Origin of the sequence: Novosphingobium sp. BL-52-GroH, assembly GCF_044813085.1 — a bacterium.
Classification (GTDB): domain Bacteria; phylum Pseudomonadota; class Alphaproteobacteria; order Sphingomonadales; family Sphingomonadaceae; genus Novosphingobium.
Map to the genome: position 1 here is coordinate 1,387,030 of NZ_CP171152.1, position 15,950 is coordinate 1,402,979.

Genomic DNA, 15,950 nt, shown 5'->3' on the forward strand with positions numbered 1-15,950 from the left:
CAGCACAAACCAAGCCATCAACCCAGCGCTTCGTCGAGCATATCTGCGAGCCTGAGGCCCGCGCGTTCGATGCGATCGTCGATCACCGGGATCGCCTGCTCGATCGCCTCGTTGCTCCAGACGATCTTCTGGGGCTCCTTGACGCCGCACGGCAGCTTGCCGCCGAAGGCCAGCGGATAGAGGAAATCGCGGCTGACCTGCCAGCTCTCGCGCTCCCAGTCCTCGACCTTGCCGGTGGCGAGATTGGCCCTTTCCTGAGCGCTGTAGACACGGATCAGCGGCGGGTGGGCCGACGTGATCGCGCGCTCTGCAAGGACGCCGTCCCACACCGAATGGAGGTTGCGCCCCGGTGCGATGCCGTAGTCGGCCTTGACCGCGTTGCCGCCCATGTCCTCGTTCTCGCCGATGTGGAGCGGCTGGTGCACGTCGCCGACGAGGTGGACGACGAACGACAGCGCCTCGAGGCGCAGCACCGGCGCCAGCTTGCGGTCGGTCAGCAGGCGCAGGTTGCGGTCGATCTGGGCGGTGGCGCAGTTGCCGTCGCGGCAGTTCGCCTTGAGGTCGAAGGTGCCGCAGACCGGCTGGTCGTGATAGTGCCACGAGGACGTGTACGCCCAACGCCAGCGCTCGCCCTTGATGCAGTCGGGCCAGGTCGCCACGTCCTCGATCGTGCCCATGCGGCACTGCGGCGTGTCGATCTCGCGCTGGTGGCGCAGCAGGTCGCGGATCGCGGCGCGGGTGGCCGGCTTGACGTTGGCCATGGCGATGGCGCCGACGGTGCGATGGCCCAGGGCGCCCCAGGCCATGGCGGGGCTGGAAAGCACGGCCGACAGCGCGGCCAGGATCGTCATGAACGTGCGCATCCCCGCCTCAGGCCACCGGGCTCTCGTACTGCTCGATGACCCATTCCTCGGCCTCGGCGGCGTTGATCCAGGCCTGCATCCATTCGTGCTCCCACACCGCCTGCATGTAAGCCTGGCCGAAGCCGGGGACGCCGATGCCGTAGGTCAGGAAGCGACTGACGACGGGGGCATAGAACACGTCCGCCGCGCCGAAGGTGCCGAACAGGAAGGGCCCGCCCTTGCCGAACCGGGCCCGTGCTTCGGCCCAGAGGGTGAGGATGCGCACGATGTCGCCGCGGGTCTCGTCGTCGAGCATCATACCCTCTACGCGCGCCCGGATATTCATCGGGCACGCACGGCGCAGCGCCAGGTAGCTCGAGTGCATCTCGGCCACCATCGAGCGGGCCATCGCGCGGGCAGCATCGTCCTTGGGCCAGAAACGGTCGCGCCCGACCTTGTCGGCGAGGTAGTCGACGATGGCGAGGCTATCCCACACCACCGCGTCGCCGTCCCACAGGATCGGCACCTTGCCGTGGCTGGGCGCCAGGTCGTCGGTATCCCGCTTGAGCGCTTCCCACTCCTCGCCGAACAGCGGGACGGTGATCTCCTCGAAATGCAGGCCCGACTGCTTGCACGCGAGCCAGCCGCGCAGCGACCAGCTGGAATAGTTCTTGTTGCCGATGATGAGCTTCACGGGACGGCGTTCCTCGGGTGGCTGAATGTGCGGCCTAGGGCGTGGAAGCGGGGCTGTCGAGGTTGAACGACCCCAGCGGTCCCGGAGCACGTCCGGGACGACCGACTGTCAGAACACCCGCGTCAGCGTGTAGAACAGCGCGCCCACCGCCGCGCTGGCGGGAATCGTTACGAACCAGGCGACGATCACCCGGCTCGCGACCGACCAGCGTACCGCGCTGGATCGGCGGGCAGCGCCGGTGCCGACGATCGAGCCGGTGATGGCGTGCGTGGTTGAAACCGGGATACCCAGCGCGCTGGCACCGAACACGACGATCGACCCGGCGGTCGAGGCGCAGAAGCCAGAGTGGTGATTGAGCTTGGTGAGCTTGGAACCCATCGTCTTGATGATCTTCCACCCGCCCGAAAGCGTGCCCAGCGAGATCGCCAGGTAGCACGACAGCACCACCCAGTGCGGCACGTGGAACTCGCCGGTCATGTGGCCGGTGGAATAGAGCAGCACCGCGATGATGCCCATGGTCTTCTGCGCATCGTTGCCGCCGTGGCTGATCGAATAGGCCGCGCTCGACAGCAGGTGGAGGCTCTTGAAGATTCCGTTCGATTGCCGGGGCGATACGCCCTTGAACAGCCAGCTCGTCAGCAGCATCAGCACCATGGCGAGCACGAAGCCCAGCACCGGCGATACGAAGATCGCCGCTATCGTCTTCACGGTCCCCGAGCTTTCCACCACCCCGAAGCCGCCATGCGCGATGCCGGCGCCCAGCAGCCCGCCGATCAGCGCGTGGCTGGAACTGGAGGGGATACCCTTGATCCAGGTCAGCACGTTCCAGAACATCGCGCCCACCAGCGCGCCGAACACCACGGCCGGGGTCACCGCATCGACGTCGATGATGCCCTTGCCCACCGTCTCGGCGACGTGGAGGCCGACGAAGAAGTAGGCGAGGAAGTTGCCGGCCGCCGCGAACAGCACCGCCAGTACCGGCGACAGAAGCCGGGTCGCCACCACCGTCGCGATGGCGTTGGCGGCATCGTGCAGACCGTTGAGGAAATCGAACGCCAGCGCCAGCGCGACGAGGCCGACCAGCAGCGGAAGGGCAAGACTGTGGTCCATCGACAGTTACGAGTGGTCGATGACCAGGCCGTCGATCTCGTTGGCGAGATCCTCGAAGCGGTCGACCACGCGCTCGAGACGCTTGAACATTTCCTGCCGCACGAAGAAGTGCATCGGATCGCCCTTCTCGCCGTTGGGACCCGAATCGGCCTTGAACAGGCGCTTGAGGCCGGCGGCGTGAATCTCGTCGGCATGGCCTTCCATGCGCACCAGGCGCTCGGTCAGCTCGTGCAGGCGGTGGCCGTTGTCGCCGATCTTGCGCAGCAGCGGGATCGCCTCGGCGGTAAGGCGCGCGGCATCGACGATGATCGCCGCCATGTCGCGCATCTCCGGCTCGAACTCGACCACTTCGTAGAGGTCCGAGGCATTGGCGGTCTGCTGCATCTCGTCGATGGCATCGTCCATCGTGTTGATGAGGCTGGTGATCGCCGAACGGTCGAAGGGCGTGAGGAAGCTGCGGCGCACGGTCTGCAGCACTTCGCGGGTGATGTCGTCGGCATCGTGCTCGCGCTCGGCGATCTCGCGGATGTGCTGTGCGCGGCCCGCGCCGCCCTGCGCTAGGCGCGCCAACGCGTCGGCGCCGGCGACCAGGGTGGCGGCCTGCCTTTCGAACAGGTCGAAGAAATTGCCCTGCTCGGGAAGCAGCTTCTGGAACCAGGCGAACATGGCATTGACCCCTGTCTTGTCGGCCACGGTATCGGCCATTGCGCCGAACATGCGGGCGGGACTGGCGGCGGCACGAAACTCGCGCGCGCCGAAGGAACGGATGAGTGCGCGCAGGTCTTCCTCTTCGACCGACCGTGCAGCCTCGGCAAGCGGGAACCAACGACGCTCGCGCTGGTGCTGCTCGTCCCAGGAGTCCAACTCCTCGGTGACGGCGAAGGGAAACACGTCGACGTCGGCCCAGACCCACGCACCCGAATTGCGACGCTTGCGGTAGCGGTAGGACCCCAGCGGCACCGGGCACGTCGCGCCCAGCACCCCGGCCTCTTCCTCGGCCTCGACCGAGGCGGCGGCGTGAGGCGGCATGCCCTTCATCAGTCCGCCCTTGGGAATCACCCAGCGACGCGTCTGCCGCGAGGTGATGAGCAGGATCTGGATCGGCGCATCGATGGCATTGCCGACGGTGCGGTAGGGAAGGACGGCAATCTGGCGCATCGGCGAGATCTCCTTTTCATCCCTTTACGCTGAAGGTGCGGCCCATAGGGGAGCGAAGGGCGTCACGCAATCGTCACAAAGCCCGAAGAGGTGGAAGATCAGCATCGGGCCTCGCTGGCCCCGCGTCCACGCGCGAATGATCCAGTCAAACCCGCGTCATCCCGAACTTGATCCGGGACGGTAGGCGGTGCTTCAGGCAGTGCCTCGCCGAAACGGGCGCGGCCTTGCCCGCGGTCCCGGATCAAGTCCGGGACGAGGTGGCAGGCTCAAAGCTCCGCGTCGGCCAGCACGGCGCCGCGCAGTTCCTCGATGCCCATGCCCTTTTCCGAGCTGGTGACGTGCACCACCGGGAACGCCGCCGGGTGCTTGCGCGCCTCGGCCACGGTGGCGGCATGGACCGCTTCGAGTTCGCTGGCCTTGATCTTGTCGGCCTTGGTCAGGACGATGCGATAGCCCACCGCCGCCTCGTCGAGCATCTTCATCATCTCGGCGTCGACCGGCTTCACGCCGTGGCGCGAATCGATCAGCACCAGGGTGCGCTTCAATTCGACCCGGCCGCGCAGGTAGTCCCGAACCAGGCGGCGCCAGGTCTCGACGACCTTGGGCGGGGCCTTGGCGAAGCCGTAGCCGGGCATGTCGACCAGGCGGAACTTGAGCGGCTCGCCCACGTCGAAGAAGTTCAGCTCCTGCGTGCGCCCCGGGGTCACCGAGGTGCGCGCGATCGCCTTGCGCCCGACGAGCGCATTGAGCAGCGAGGACTTGCCGACGTTCGAACGGCCGGCGAAGGCGACTTCGTTGGCAATGGGGTCGGGCAGGAACTTGAGTTCGGGGGCGCTCTTGAGGAACGTCACCGGCCCCGAGAACAGCTTGCGCGCCCGCTCGATCAGGTCGGCCTGGATCCGGTCTTCCTCCATGGTCAGGCCTTCGCGCCCTTGTCGCGCTCAAGTGCACGCGCCTTGTCCGCCGCGTCCTTTTCCTGCTGCGCCTTCAACTGCGGGTGCCGGCTGTACAGGTACTTCTGCTGGGCGATGGTGAGCAGGTTCGAGGTGATCCAGTAGACCAGGAGGCCCGATGCGAACGGTGCCATCACGAACATCATGAACCAGGGCATGATCATGAAGACCTGCTGCTGCGCCGGGTCCATCTGGGCCGGGTTCAGCTTGAACTGCAGGAACATCGTCACGCCCAGCAGCAGCGCCAGCACGCCGATCGCGAGGAACGCGGGCGGGGTGAAGGGCAGCAGGCCGAACAGGTTGAGGACGTGCAGCGGATCGGGCGCGGAGAGGTCCTTGATCCACAGCACGAAGGGCTGGTGGCGCATCTCGATCGCCAGGATCAGGGTCTTGTAGAGCGCGAAGAACACTGGGATCTGCAGGAACATCGGCAGGCACCCGGCCATCGGGTTGACCCCCTCCTTCTTGTAGAGGGCCATGATCTCCTGCTGCTGCTTCTGCTTGTCGTCCTTGTAGCGTTCCTGCAGCGCCTTCATCTTGGGCTGGATGGCGCGCATCGCCGCCATCGAGGCGAAGCCGCGCTGGGCGATCGGGAACATGATGCCGCGCACGATGGCGGTAAGCAGGATAATGGCGACGCCGAAGTTCTTGGTCAGCGCGAACAGCGCGGTCAGCAGCCAGAAGATCGGCTTTTCGAACCAGCGGAACCAGCCCCAGTCGATGGCGAGGCCGAAGTTGGCGATGCCCTGCTTCTCGTAGGCGTCGAGGACAGTGTGCTCCTTGGCGCCGGCGAACAGCTTGGTCGTCACCGACAAGCGCTGGCGCGGCTGGACGACCTGCTGGTCGTAGACGAGGTCGGCGCGGAACACGTCGTTGCCGAGCGAGCGGAAAGTGCCCTCGGCCTTGTTGCCCACGGGAATCAGGCTCGACATCCAGTAGACGTCGGTGAAGCCGATCCAGTCGGTGCGACCCGGCTCGGTGACGGTCTTCGCTTCGAGCACGTCCTTGTAGTTGTTCGCAAAGGTCACCGAACCGTCGAAGGCGCCGATCGGGCCCGAGTGGACGTTCCAGGTATCGAGGCTGGCAGTCAGGTCGGTGCGGTTGACCAGCGCGAAGGGCTTGACCGTGACCGCGCCGCCGCCGGCGTTCTCGACCGTCTGGACGGCCGTGATCATGTAGTCCTTGTCGATCGAATAAGTGATCGAAAAGCGCTGGCCGGTGGGGTTGGCCCAGGTCAGCGTCAGCGGCGTGGTCGGCGTCAGCTTCGCACCGGCGGGCGCGGTCCACACCGTCTGAGCGCCGGGGGCGGCAGTGCCGCCCTCACCCACCCAGCCCACTTGCGCGAACTGCTGCGCCGGGGTGCCGGCGGGCGAGAAGATGCGCACCGGCCCCGAGTTCTTCTCCACCGTCTCGCGATGGCGGTTGAGCACGAGGTCGTCGACGATGGCGCCGGTCAGGTTGATCGAGCCCGACAGTCCCGGCGCGGCGACAGGAACGCGGCCGCCCGCGGCCAGCGCGGTCTTGAGGTCCTGCTGTTCGAGCGCCACTTCGGCCGCATCGCGCAGGCCGCCTTCGCGGGTCGGCTTGGTCGGGCTGGTCGCCTTCTCGGCACCGCCTGCCGCGACGGTCTGTACCGGCGTCTTGGCCTGCGGATAGAAGTAGCCGACCCCGGCTTCCCATCCGAACAGGACGAGCGCGGTCAGCACGACCGCGAGGATGATGTTGCGCTGCTTTTCCACGAAGGCTTGTTCCTGCTCGTATTGCCGGTCCGCGGCGGCGCGATAGGCCGCCTGCGTCTCTTCAGTCGTTCTGTTCAGTCTGGCCAGTTAGTCCGGGACAGGATCATGGCCGTGCCCGCCCCACGGTTGGCAGCGCAATAGACGCCAGAACGCCAGCCATCCACCCTTAATCGCACCATGCCTGCGCACCGCCTCGATGGCATATTGCGAGCACGATGGGGTGTAGCGGCAGGTCGGAGGCATGATCGCCGAAGGACCCAGCTGCCAGCCTCGCGCGATGCCGATCAGCAGCAGGCCGGGTATCGAGACGAGGAAGGCCCACACCTTCTTCATTTCCTCGGCGGGCCCCGGCGGCGTCCACCCGTTCTGGGCGCATCGCCCTTGCCCTCGCGTGCCCGACCGAGCGCCGCCACCAGTTCGCTGCGCAAGGCCGCGAAATCGCGCTCGATGCCGTTCTCGCGACCGATCAGGACGTGGTCGGTGTCCGGCAGGCCATGTTCGTGCAGCAGCTCGCGCAGCAGCGCCCGAAAGCGCCGCTTCATGCGGTTGCGCACGACGGCATTGCCGATCTTCTTGGTGACCGTGATCCCGGCGCGCCGGCCCAGCCCGTCGTTGCGGTTGGCCAGCAGCACGAAGCCGGGGCGCGCGACTCGCAGGCCGCGATTCGCAGCCAGGAAGTCGGACCGGCGGGTCAGGATCGTGTAGGCGTCTGCCATGGCGGGAAGCTAGGGACTCACCGATGCGAATGAAAGGTCGCCCGGGCTCGAATCGGACCCGAGAACGATTCGCGCCAAAACAAAACGGCGCCAGTCCATGCCCTCGCGCAATGGCGAAGGCATGGACTGGCGCCGTCAGGCAGGGGCGAACCCCTGCCGCTATCGGCGAATCAGGCCGAAAGCTTGGCGCGGCCGCGGGCGCGGCGGGCGCGGATGACCTTGCGGCCACCGACAGTCGCCATGCGCGAACGGAAGCCGTGACGGCGGGCGCGGACAAGGTTGCTGGGCTGGAAAGTGCGCTTCATGTCAGTCCTCGAAATACCAACTTGGTCCCGAAGGACCTGAACAAAAAGGGCCGCCCGAACGGGACGACCGCAGAACAGATGGGCGCCGATACGGAAAGGCCGCGGGAGAGTCAAGGCCGAGCACACTTGAAGACGTCGTCGCGAGCGCGAGGCACCCCGGCGCAAGCTACTTATCAATTAACCGCTGGTTTACCAGTATGGCGAACCTGGCCGCGATGGCGGATCATCGGCGGCGCAATGCCGGCGTCGCGACCACGCCATCGCCGACAGACCGGCGCCGCAGTTGGGGAGCAACGATGCAGCACGACGCAGGAAACCGTTTCGGCGTGCTCGTGGGCTGGACGTCCCAGGACCTCGGCGCGCGCATGATGCTCGCGATCCAGACTTACGAGCGTGCCACCTGGGAGGAAGGCGAGGAACCTCTCCTCACCCACGTCATGATGACCAAGAGCCAGGCCACGGTCCTGGCGAACTACCTGCTCAAGGCATCGGGCGCGATCCCGCCGCCGCGGCGTCGCTGGCTAGCGGCGATCTTCGGCTGACGGCGCCTCGGATGGCGTTTGCGAATGGGCTCTCGTCCATTCTGCCGCACCTCTCAGGCCCCCGCGTCCTCCAGCCGCACCCACAGCCCCATCTCGCCGGCGCCGAACCAGCGGGCCGAGGAGAACGGGACCGAATTGGTCATGGCATAGAAGGCCTCGGCCTCGATCGGGCTCATGCCCATCTGCCGGTAGTAGTCGATGTAGCGGCGGTTCTCCGGGGCGCTGGCGGCATAGTCGGCGGGTTCCAGGCCGGTGTCGTCCATCCAGGAATGGACCGCGAACTCGGCGCCCGGATCGGCAATGCGGCGGGCGCCGGCGAGGAACAGCTCGACCCCGCCGGAGCGCACCGAGCCGCCGGCCGGGACGTGCGTGGCGATGCCATGCTCGCGAATCATGCGACCGAGCCGCAAGTTGGCGAGGTCGTCCTCGGTGCCGGGGCACTCGACCATCTCGATCGTGGCGATGCCCGGATGGTCGCGCAGCATGGCGGCGAAGAGGGCCGGGCTGCGCGCGTCGGTGACGTCGACCAGCGCGGCGCGGCCATCGTCGAGCACCCGGAACGGGCCATAGGCCGGGCCGTCCGGCATGGTGGCGGAAAGCGGGCCTGCAGAAAACGCGGCCCCCGAGAACGGAGAAGCAGCGATCGGCTCGGGCGCCGGCATCGTGAAGTAAAGGCTGCGCTCGCCACCTGTGTCGTAGTGGTCGGCAACCACGTCGACGGCCTCGTACTCGATCACCTGCGCCGACAGGGGGGTCATGGCGAACAGGCAGGCAAGGCCGAGGCATGCAGTGAGCGAGCGCATTACCGCACGCTGGCTCCCGCGGCCTTACCTGCGACCTCACAAGCCCGGTTAAAACGTCGTAAGGTATAAATAACGCCATGGCCGCCGCGCGGCGAACCGTTACTAGACTGGTCCCCTCTTTCCTATCAGGGGACTTTTCGTGGTCGCACTCGTATCGACCGTCGCGTACCTCGGGCTCGAGGCGCGTGCCGTCGAGGTGCAGTGCCAGATCGCGCCGGGCATGCCCGGTTTCGCGCTCGTCGGCCTGCCGGACAAGGCGGTGGGCGAAAGCCGCCAGCGGGTGAGCGCGGCGCTGACCTCGATGGGCCTCGCGCTGCCGCCCAAGCGCATCACCATCAACCTCTCGCCCGCCGACCTGCCCAAGGAAGGTTCGCACTACGACCTGCCCGTGGCGCTGGCGCTGCTGGCGGCGATGGGCGTGGTCGATGCCGAACAGATCGCCGACTTCGTGGCGGTGGGCGAACTCGCGCTCGACGGCCGGGTGATCCCCTCGCCGGGGGTCCTGCTCGCCGCGCTCCATGCCAGCGAGGGCGACAAGGGCCTGATCTGCCCCGCCGCGCAAGGCTCCGAGGCGCGCTGGGCGAGCGGGGTCCCGGTGATCGCCGCGCCCAACCTCGTCAGCCTGCTCAACCATCTCAAGGGCACGCAGGTGCTGCCGACGCCCCGGCCCGGCAGCGTCGAGGCGCCGCTGCGCGGGGCCGACATGCGCCAGGTCAAGGGCCAGGAAACAGCCCGCCGCGCGCTGGAGATCGCCGCGGCGGGCTCGCACAACCTGCTGATGGTCGGCCCGCCCGGCGCCGGCAAGTCGCTGCTGGCATCGTGCCTGCCCGGCATCCTGCCCGAACTGACCCCCGCCGAGGCGCTGGAAGTCTCGATGGTGGCCTCGGTCGCGGGCATGCTCGAGGGCGGGCGCATCAGCCGGGCGCGGCCCTATCGCTCGCCGCATCATTCGGCCTCGATCGCGGCGCTGACCGGCGGCGGCCTCAAGGTGCGGCCCGGCGAAGTCTCGATGGCGCATCTGGGCGTGCTGTTCCTCGACGAACTGCCCGAATTCCAGCGCCAGGCGCTCGATTCGCTGCGCCAGCCGCTCGAGACCGGCGAAGTGACCGTCGCGCGCGCCAATGCCCACCTGACTTATCCGGCGCGGGTGCAGCTCGTCGCGGCGATGAACCCGTGCCGCTGCGGGCATCTGGGCGACCCGGAACTGGCCTGCAGCCGCGCCCCGCGCTGCGCCGCCGACTACCAGAGCAAGGTCTCCGGCCCTCTGCTCGACCGCATCGACCTCCACGTCGAAGTCGACCCGGTGCGCGCCGCCGACCTCGCCCTGCCGCCGCCCAAGGAAGGCAGCGACCAGGTCGCCGCCCGCGTCGCCCGCGCCCGCGCGGTGCAGACCGCACGGCTCGAAGGGCACCCTGCGCGCAGCAACGCCGAACTCGACGGCGACCTGCTGGATCGTCACGCCACCCCCGACGAGGCCGGCCGCCGCCTGCTGCTCCAGGCCGCCGAGGCGATGCGGCTCTCCGCGCGTGGCTACACCCGCATCCTGCGCGTCGCCCGAACCATCGCCGACCTCGCCGGCGCGCCGGACGTGCAGCGAATCCACGTCGCCGAGGCCCTGAGCTACCGCCGCCGCCCGCCGGTGAACTGACCGCCCGGGTAAGCCAGGCGACACCAGGTTTACACGGTTTACACGGTCCAGGAGGGCGCAAGGGTGGCGCCTTGCTGCCGGGCCCTGCCTTGCGCGACGGGATGGGCGAACGCTGGGGAAGGAGGTGGATCATGCGCCAAGCCTATCCCTGCGCGCACCATGTAGGAAAATCGAAAAGCCATTTCCTCCCGCCGGAGGAGGCGGGCCCTATTCCTTCACGTCCAGTTGGCGCAGCACTTCGGCGACCACCTTGGGCGAACTCGAGAAGTCGAGATGGCTGCAGCGGATCGCCACGGCGCGGTCGCGCTCGTGCGGCCAGCCGGCGGCGGCACGCGGCTGGATGATGCCGTCGCGCGGGCTCCACAGGGCCACGGTCGGCACGGCGGGCTTGGCGGAGAAATCGCAGTCGATCGGCGGCCGGTCGACCGAATGGCCGGTCACCATCTGGTAGGCCTTCCACGCATTGTTGGCGCGTGGATCGCCCGAAAACGGGGTGCCCATGGTGATGACCTTGGCGACCATCTGTGGCTCGCGCCGGGCGATCTCGCGGGCGAACAGGCCGCCCAGGCTCCAGCCGACCAGCGCGACGGGGTGCCAGCTCTCGCGCGCGATCACCGCGACCCGGCGCATGAGGTAGGAGAAGTTGCGCTCGCTCGGGCCGAAGTTGAAGCCCAGGCCCCAGCCGTAGACGTGATGGCCCGCCGCTCCCAGCGCATCGGCCATGGGCTGCATGCGGCGCGGGTGCGACCCGAAGCCGGGCAGCAGCATCACCGGCATCGGATTGGCCGCCGCGCGCACTGCCTGCCCGCGATGGCCGCCCCGGTAGAGCGAGCGCAGTTCCGCCAGCATGAGCTGCAACGGCGGCTTGCCCACGCCTTCCGGGTGCTGCTCGCGCGCAAAGGCGGCGCGGCGCGCGATGGCGGCGCGCAGCGATCCGGGAAACTGGTCCTGATCCTCGTTCAGCGGGTCCATCGGCCTTGGCGCTTCACCTCGAACTCATGTGCCCTTGCAATCGCCAAGGCGCGTGGTGGTCATGTGCATCGTCATCTTCATCGTGCCCATCGGCGGCGGACCTCCGGTCGTGTCCATCGCGACGGTCACGTCGGAACCCTTGTCGGTGACGGTGCCCTTGAGCTTCATCACCGCCTTGCCCTGCTGCTGGGACTGGCACTCCATCTGGGCATCGAGGTTGCCGCCATCAACGTCGAACTTGGAATATGTGCACTGGTTGCCCTTGCCGATGTCGTTGAACATGTCCTTGAAGCCCTTGTCGGCATCGGCCTGGGTCAGGCAGAAGGTCCCCTCCTGCGAGGCCTTGACCGCCGACTTCATCTGCTCGGCCATCTCCTTGGGCATGCCGGGAACCTCGAGTCCGGTGATCTCGGTGACCTGCCGGTATTCGCCGGGCTCTGGCCGGTCGAGCTTGGCGGCCTCCTGCTTGACCTGCTCGGCCGACTTGGGAGCGCCGTCGTTGGCCGCCCCGCCCTTGGCCGCATCGTCCTTCGATCCGCAGCCGGCGAGCGCCAGCGCCAATGCCAGCGTCAGGGGGCCTGCCAGGGCGATCGTCGGGTACTTGCGCGTCATCGGGTCCACTTTCTCGATCATCGAAGGGGGGCCGAAGGGCTGACATTCCCCTGGCCGCAGGTCAACGTCAAAGAGCGGGCCCTTCAAGAAGGCATGGGCTCACGCGAAGACGCGAAGGGATGGCAGGGAAAGCCTGCGGCACGGCGAGCCCCCTCTTCTTGCACCAGCCGGTTGCCGCGCCCGGCGACATACCCCATATGTTCCACCATGGCAGAGCTTATCATCCGTCGCGGCCTCGAAGAACCCGATACGACCGGCGCCTTCGTCCCCCACAAGCCGCAGCGTCCCGTCAAGGCGGGGGCCAGCAAGCCCTTCCGCATCGCGTCCGACTACCAGCCCGCCGGCGACCAGCCCACCGCGATCGCCGAACTGACCACGTCAGCGCTCGACGGCGAGAAGACGCAGGTGCTGCTGGGCGTCACCGGATCGGGCAAGACCTTCACGATGGCCAAGGTCATCGAGGAACTGCAGCGCCCCGCGCTGGTGCTCGCGCCCAACAAGATCCTCGCCGCCCAGCTCTATGCCGAGTTCCGCGACTTCTTCCCCGACAACGCGGTGGAATATTTCGTCTCGTACTACGATTATTACCAGCCCGAGGCCTATGTGCCCCGGTCGGACACCTACATCGAGAAGGAAAGCTCGGTGAACGAGGCGATCGACCGGATGCGCCACTCGGCCACCCGCTCGCTGCTGGAGCGCGACGACGTCATCATCGTCGCCTCGGTCTCGTGCATCTACGGCATCGGCTCGGTCGAGACCTACTCGGCGATGATCTTCGACCTCGAGACCGGCAAGGCGCAGGACCAGGGCGAGATCATCCGCAAGCTCGTCGCCTTGCAGTACAAGCGCAACGACGTCGCCTTCTCGCGCGGGAATTTCCGCGTGCGCGGCGACAATCTCGAGATCTTCCCCTCGCACTACGAGGACATCGCCTGGCGGATCAGCTTCTTCGGCGACGAGATCGAGGAGATCGCCGAGTTCGATCCGCTGACCGGCAAGAAGGGTAACGTGATCGAGAAAGTGCGCGTCTACGCCAACTCGCACTACGTCACCCCCGGCCCGACGATGCGCCAGGCTGCCGAGGCGATCCGCTTCGAATTGACCGAGCGCCTGAAGGAACTGGAAGCCGAAGGCCGCCTGCTCGAAGCCCAGCGGCTCGAACAGCGCACCAACTTCGACCTGGAAATGATCGCCGCCACCGGCGCCTGCAACGGGATCGAGAACTACAGCCGCTTCCTGACCGGCCGCCTCCCCGGCGAGCCGCCGCCGACCCTGTTCGAGTACCTGCCCGACAACGCGCTGCTGTTCATCGACGAAAGCCACCAGACGGTGCCGCAGATCGGCGCGATGGCGCGGGGCGACCACCGGCGCAAGATCACGCTCGCCGAATACGGCTTCCGCCTGCCGTCGTGCATCGACAACCGCCCCTTGCGCTTCAACGAATGGGACGCGATGCGCCCGCAGACTTTCGCGGTCTCGGCCACACCGGGCACCTGGGAGATGGAGCAGACCGGCGGCGTCTTCGCCGAGCAGGTCATCCGCCCCACCGGCCTGATCGACCCCCCGGTGGAGATCCGCCCGGTCGAGGATCAGGTGCAGGACTGCATCGTCGAGTGCAAGGCGGTCGCCGCCAAGGGCTATCGCACCCTAGTCACCACCCTCACCAAGCGCATGGCCGAGGACCTGACCGAGTTCATGCACGAGGCCGGCGTGCGCGTGCGCTACATGCACTCCGACGTCGAGACGCTGGAACGCATCGAACTGATCCGCGACTTGCGCATGGGCGTCTACGACGTGCTGATCGGCATCAACCTGCTGCGCGAGGGCCTCGACATTCCCGAATGCGGCCTCGTGTGCATCCTCGACGCCGACAAGGAAGGGTTCCTGCGCAGCGAAACCTCGCTGATCCAGACCATCGGCCGCGCCGCGCGCAACGTCGACGGCAAGGTGATCCTCTATGCCGACCGCATGACCGGATCGATGGAACGGGCGATCGCCGAAACCGACCGTCGCCGCGCGCGTCAGGAGGAATACAACGCGCTTCACGGCATCACCCCGACCACGATCAAGCGCCGCATCGCCGACATCGTCGCCGACACCGCCAGCCGCGACGGGGTGATCGTCGATATCGAGGACGATGCCCACAACAACCTCGTCGGCCACAATTTGCGCGGCTATATCGAGGACCTCGAAAAGCGCATGCGCAACGCTGCGGCGGACCTCGAGTTCGAGGAAGCCGGGCGGCTCAGAGACGAGATCAGGCGATTGGAGGCGACCGAACTCGGCCTGCCGGAAGCCCAGCACAAGGCGCCCAAGGTCGGCCGGAGCAACGAGGGCAAGCCCGGCACCCGCAAGACACGCTATGGCAAGCAGCAGAAGAAGTGGGGGAAGTAGGGCATCCTCCCTTATCTCGATGCGGCGATGGAGCGGGACGGTGCGAAGCACATCGCCCGCGCGCTCGGCGACGGCGCCCGGGCCAGGGGGATGAGCGAGATCGCCCGCGAATCGGCGGCCTGATCGCTACCGGAAAAATACCTGGAAGCCCGCATGCAGGCTCCCAGGCAAGTTCTCAGGATGGCATTACGGCCGATCCTTCGGGTCGCATGTCATCCATGCGCCATCCCCCTGCAAAATGCATCCCACGATCGTGGTATCTCGCCGATAAAGCCTCCCAGTTCCATGGGCTTGCACAAAGCTGAGGTCGAGTTCACATTGGCTGCCTTGGTCGCAGTCGGGGGGCGTGACATTCGAATAGACGAACTGGGGGCGATGTTCGCACACGCGCCGTTCGGCGAGGCGGGCTGGGATGCGGCGCTCAAGGCGCTCGCCAGCGCGACGGGGTCGTCGCGCGCCCAACTGATCGCCATCGGCGAGAGGCATACGCTGTTCAACTGGGTCACCGACATCGACGAAGGCTACGTCGAGGATTTCCTCGCGATCGGCGGTCATCGCCCCGACGTGAACTACCGCGTCGCCGCATCCCGCGGCCCTTACCAAGTCGCGTGGGAACACCATTACGACCAGGTGCGCGCCGCCTCCACCAACGAAGCCTACATGCAGCACGTCCGCCGCTGGGATGCCGAGCACGGCGCGCAGATGATGCTGGCGGAAGAGCCGGGCGCCTTCTTCGGCCTGGCCGCGCTCCATTCAGGCAGCGACGGGCGCACCACCGAGGCGCAGCGCCAGACGCTGGTCGACGTCGCGCCGCAGGTGATGGCCGCCATCCGCCTGCAACGGGCGATCGAGCACCAGGGCGCGGACCTCCTGCGCGGCTCGCTCGACGCGCTGAACACGGCCGCCGTGCTGCTCGACGCCACCGGCCGCGTCTGTGCGGTGACCGGACCGGCGCAGGACCTGCTGGGTCCCGAAACGCTGCAGGTACGTGGCAACATGCTGCGCAGTGCCCGCCCCGACCTGGATCGCAACCTGCAGATCCGGCTCGGCCTCGCCCTCGCCAGCCCGCAGGCGATGCCTTCGGAGATCTGGCTCCAGCCGTCGTCGCGCGACCATGCCGGGGGACCGCTGCTGGTCGAGATCTGCGCCCTGCCCCGGCAGGACTGGAACTTCGGCTTCGCGCCCGCCGTGATCGTCACGCTCAAGACGCCGATCGGCTTCTCGGGCGACCAGGCCGCGCGGCTTTCCGCCGCTCTCGACCTGACCCCCGCCGAAGGCGCGATCGTCGCGCTGCTGACCCAGGGCCATTCGCGGCAGGAGATCGCCCGCGTCCGCGGCGTCAGCGTCCAGACCGTATCGAGCCAGCTCCGCACGATCTTCCAGAAGGCCGGCGTCAACCGCGAGGCCGAACTCGTCTCGATCGCCCGGGCCGTGATCGAGATGGCGAGCCGCTAGGGCCGGG

At 67.5% G+C, this 15,950-nt stretch carries 17 protein-coding genes; 5 read left to right on the forward strand and 12 right to left on the reverse strand.

Features of this window, described 5'->3' with window-relative positions:
- Positions 1-17: 17 nt before the first annotated feature.
- From ACFFDA_RS19250 to rpmH, 9 genes are all read right to left on the reverse strand, one after another.
- Positions 18-863 (reverse strand): S1/P1 nuclease, encoded by an 846-nt coding sequence (locus tag ACFFDA_RS19250; protein ID WP_404482381.1) that lies wholly within the window; start codon positions 861-863, stop codon positions 18-20.
- A 7-nt stretch (positions 864-870) separates the two neighbouring features.
- Positions 871-1,536: a glutathione S-transferase family protein gene (locus tag ACFFDA_RS19255; RefSeq protein WP_404482382.1), complete on the reverse strand. Its 666-nt coding sequence runs from the start codon at positions 1,534-1,536 to the stop codon at positions 871-873.
- A 108-nt stretch (positions 1,537-1,644) separates the two neighbouring features.
- Positions 1,645-2,646: an anion permease gene (locus ACFFDA_RS19260; RefSeq protein ID WP_404482383.1), complete on the reverse strand. Its 1,002-nt coding sequence runs from the start codon at positions 2,644-2,646 to the stop codon at positions 1,645-1,647.
- A gap of 6 nt (positions 2,647-2,652) precedes the next feature.
- A complete protein-coding gene (locus ACFFDA_RS19265) occupies positions 2,653-3,804 on the reverse strand; it encodes a DUF47 family protein (RefSeq protein WP_404482384.1) in 1,152 nt (383 codons plus the stop codon).
- 266 nt (positions 3,805-4,070) lie between these two features.
- Positions 4,071-4,718, reverse strand: a complete 648-nt coding sequence (gene yihA / locus ACFFDA_RS19270) for a ribosome biogenesis GTP-binding protein YihA/YsxC (protein WP_404482385.1) — start codon at positions 4,716-4,718, stop codon at positions 4,071-4,073.
- A 2-nt stretch (positions 4,719-4,720) separates the two neighbouring features.
- Positions 4,721-6,496: a membrane protein insertase YidC gene (gene yidC / locus ACFFDA_RS19275; protein ID WP_404482386.1), complete on the reverse strand. Its 1,776-nt coding sequence runs from the start codon at positions 6,494-6,496 to the stop codon at positions 4,721-4,723.
- A gap of 87 nt (positions 6,497-6,583) precedes the next feature.
- Positions 6,584-6,829: a membrane protein insertion efficiency factor YidD gene (yidD, locus tag ACFFDA_RS19280; RefSeq protein WP_404482387.1), complete on the reverse strand. Its 246-nt coding sequence runs from the start codon at positions 6,827-6,829 to the stop codon at positions 6,584-6,586.
- Positions 6,826-7,212 (reverse strand): ribonuclease P protein component, encoded by a 387-nt coding sequence (gene rnpA / locus ACFFDA_RS19285; RefSeq protein WP_404482388.1) that lies wholly within the window; start codon positions 7,210-7,212, stop codon positions 6,826-6,828. The genes yidD and rnpA overlap by 4 nt, the downstream gene beginning before the upstream one ends.
- Positions 7,213-7,382: 170 nt before the next feature.
- A complete protein-coding gene (gene rpmH, locus ACFFDA_RS19290) occupies positions 7,383-7,517 on the reverse strand; it encodes a 50S ribosomal protein L34 (protein ID WP_059152365.1) in 135 nt (44 codons plus the stop codon).
- A 296-nt stretch (positions 7,518-7,813) separates the two neighbouring features.
- Between rpmH and ACFFDA_RS19295 the strand changes: the two genes are divergently transcribed.
- A complete protein-coding gene (locus ACFFDA_RS19295; RefSeq protein WP_404482389.1) occupies positions 7,814-8,059 on the forward strand; it encodes a hypothetical protein in 246 nt (81 codons plus the stop codon).
- Positions 8,060-8,112: 53 nt separating this feature from the next.
- Here the strand turns inward: ACFFDA_RS19295 and ACFFDA_RS19300 are convergent, their stop codons facing one another.
- A complete protein-coding gene (locus ACFFDA_RS19300; protein ID WP_404482390.1) occupies positions 8,113-8,862 on the reverse strand; it encodes an alpha/beta hydrolase in 750 nt (249 codons plus the stop codon).
- Positions 8,863-9,001: 139 nt separating this feature from the next.
- Between ACFFDA_RS19300 and ACFFDA_RS19305 the strand changes: the two genes are divergently transcribed.
- Positions 9,002-10,510: a YifB family Mg chelatase-like AAA ATPase gene (locus ACFFDA_RS19305; protein ID WP_404482391.1), complete on the forward strand. Its 1,509-nt coding sequence runs from the start codon at positions 9,002-9,004 to the stop codon at positions 10,508-10,510.
- 207 nt (positions 10,511-10,717) lie between these two features.
- On the opposite strand, the gene ACFFDA_RS19310 is transcribed toward ACFFDA_RS19305, so the two are convergent.
- Positions 10,718-11,482 (reverse strand): esterase/lipase family protein, encoded by a 765-nt coding sequence (locus ACFFDA_RS19310; RefSeq protein ID WP_404482392.1) that lies wholly within the window; start codon positions 11,480-11,482, stop codon positions 10,718-10,720.
- Between the two features lie 24 nt (positions 11,483-11,506).
- Positions 11,507-12,094 (reverse strand): DUF3617 domain-containing protein, encoded by a 588-nt coding sequence (locus ACFFDA_RS19315; RefSeq protein ID WP_404482393.1) that lies wholly within the window; start codon positions 12,092-12,094, stop codon positions 11,507-11,509.
- A gap of 207 nt (positions 12,095-12,301) precedes the next feature.
- Between ACFFDA_RS19315 and uvrB the strand changes: the two genes are divergently transcribed.
- From uvrB to ACFFDA_RS19330, 3 genes are all read left to right on the forward strand, one after another.
- Entirely contained in the window at positions 12,302-14,488 is a 2,187-nt protein-coding gene (gene uvrB / locus ACFFDA_RS19320) for an excinuclease ABC subunit UvrB (protein WP_404482394.1), read from the forward strand.
- A 3-nt stretch (positions 14,489-14,491) separates the two neighbouring features.
- Positions 14,492-14,611, forward strand: coding sequence for a hypothetical protein (locus ACFFDA_RS19325; RefSeq protein WP_404482791.1), 120 nt, complete (start codon positions 14,492-14,494; stop codon positions 14,609-14,611).
- Between the two features lie 252 nt (positions 14,612-14,863).
- Positions 14,864-15,943 (forward strand): helix-turn-helix transcriptional regulator, encoded by a 1,080-nt coding sequence (locus ACFFDA_RS19330; RefSeq protein WP_404482395.1) that lies wholly within the window; start codon positions 14,864-14,866, stop codon positions 15,941-15,943.
- Positions 15,944-15,950 lie beyond the last annotated feature (7 nt).

Excerpts from the sequence above, each read along its gene's own strand:
- ACFFDA_RS19250 (WP_404482381.1), bottom strand. The coding sequence starts at position 863 with ATGCGCACGTTCATGACGATCCTGGCCGCGCTGTCGGCCGTGCTTTCC.
- ACFFDA_RS19260 (WP_404482383.1), bottom strand. The coding sequence starts at position 2,646 with ATGGACCACAGTCTTGCCCTTCCGCTGCTGGTCGGCCTCGTCGCGCTG.
- ACFFDA_RS19265 (WP_404482384.1), bottom strand. The coding sequence starts at position 3,804 with ATGCGCCAGATTGCCGTCCTTCCCTACCGCACCGTCGGCAATGCCATC.
- yihA (WP_404482385.1), bottom strand. The coding sequence starts at position 4,718 with ATGGAGGAAGACCGGATCCAGGCCGACCTGATCGAGCGGGCGCGCAAG.
- yidD (WP_404482387.1), bottom strand. The coding sequence starts at position 6,829 with ATGAAGAAGGTGTGGGCCTTCCTCGTCTCGATACCCGGCCTGCTGCTG.
- rnpA (WP_404482388.1), bottom strand. The coding sequence starts at position 7,212 with ATGGCAGACGCCTACACGATCCTGACCCGCCGGTCCGACTTCCTGGCT.
- rpmH (WP_059152365.1), bottom strand. The coding sequence starts at position 7,517 with ATGAAGCGCACTTTCCAGCCCAGCAACCTTGTCCGCGCCCGCCGTCAC.
- ACFFDA_RS19295 (WP_404482389.1), top strand. The coding sequence starts at position 7,814 with ATGCAGCACGACGCAGGAAACCGTTTCGGCGTGCTCGTGGGCTGGACG.
- ACFFDA_RS19300 (WP_404482390.1), bottom strand. The coding sequence starts at position 8,862 with ATGCGCTCGCTCACTGCATGCCTCGGCCTTGCCTGCCTGTTCGCCATG.
- ACFFDA_RS19310 (WP_404482392.1), bottom strand. The coding sequence starts at position 11,482 with ATGGACCCGCTGAACGAGGATCAGGACCAGTTTCCCGGATCGCTGCGC.
- ACFFDA_RS19315 (WP_404482393.1), bottom strand. The coding sequence starts at position 12,094 with ATGACGCGCAAGTACCCGACGATCGCCCTGGCAGGCCCCCTGACGCTG.
- uvrB (WP_404482394.1), top strand. The coding sequence starts at position 12,302 with ATGGCAGAGCTTATCATCCGTCGCGGCCTCGAAGAACCCGATACGACC.
- ACFFDA_RS19330 (WP_404482395.1), top strand. The coding sequence starts at position 14,864 with ATGTTCGCACACGCGCCGTTCGGCGAGGCGGGCTGGGATGCGGCGCTC.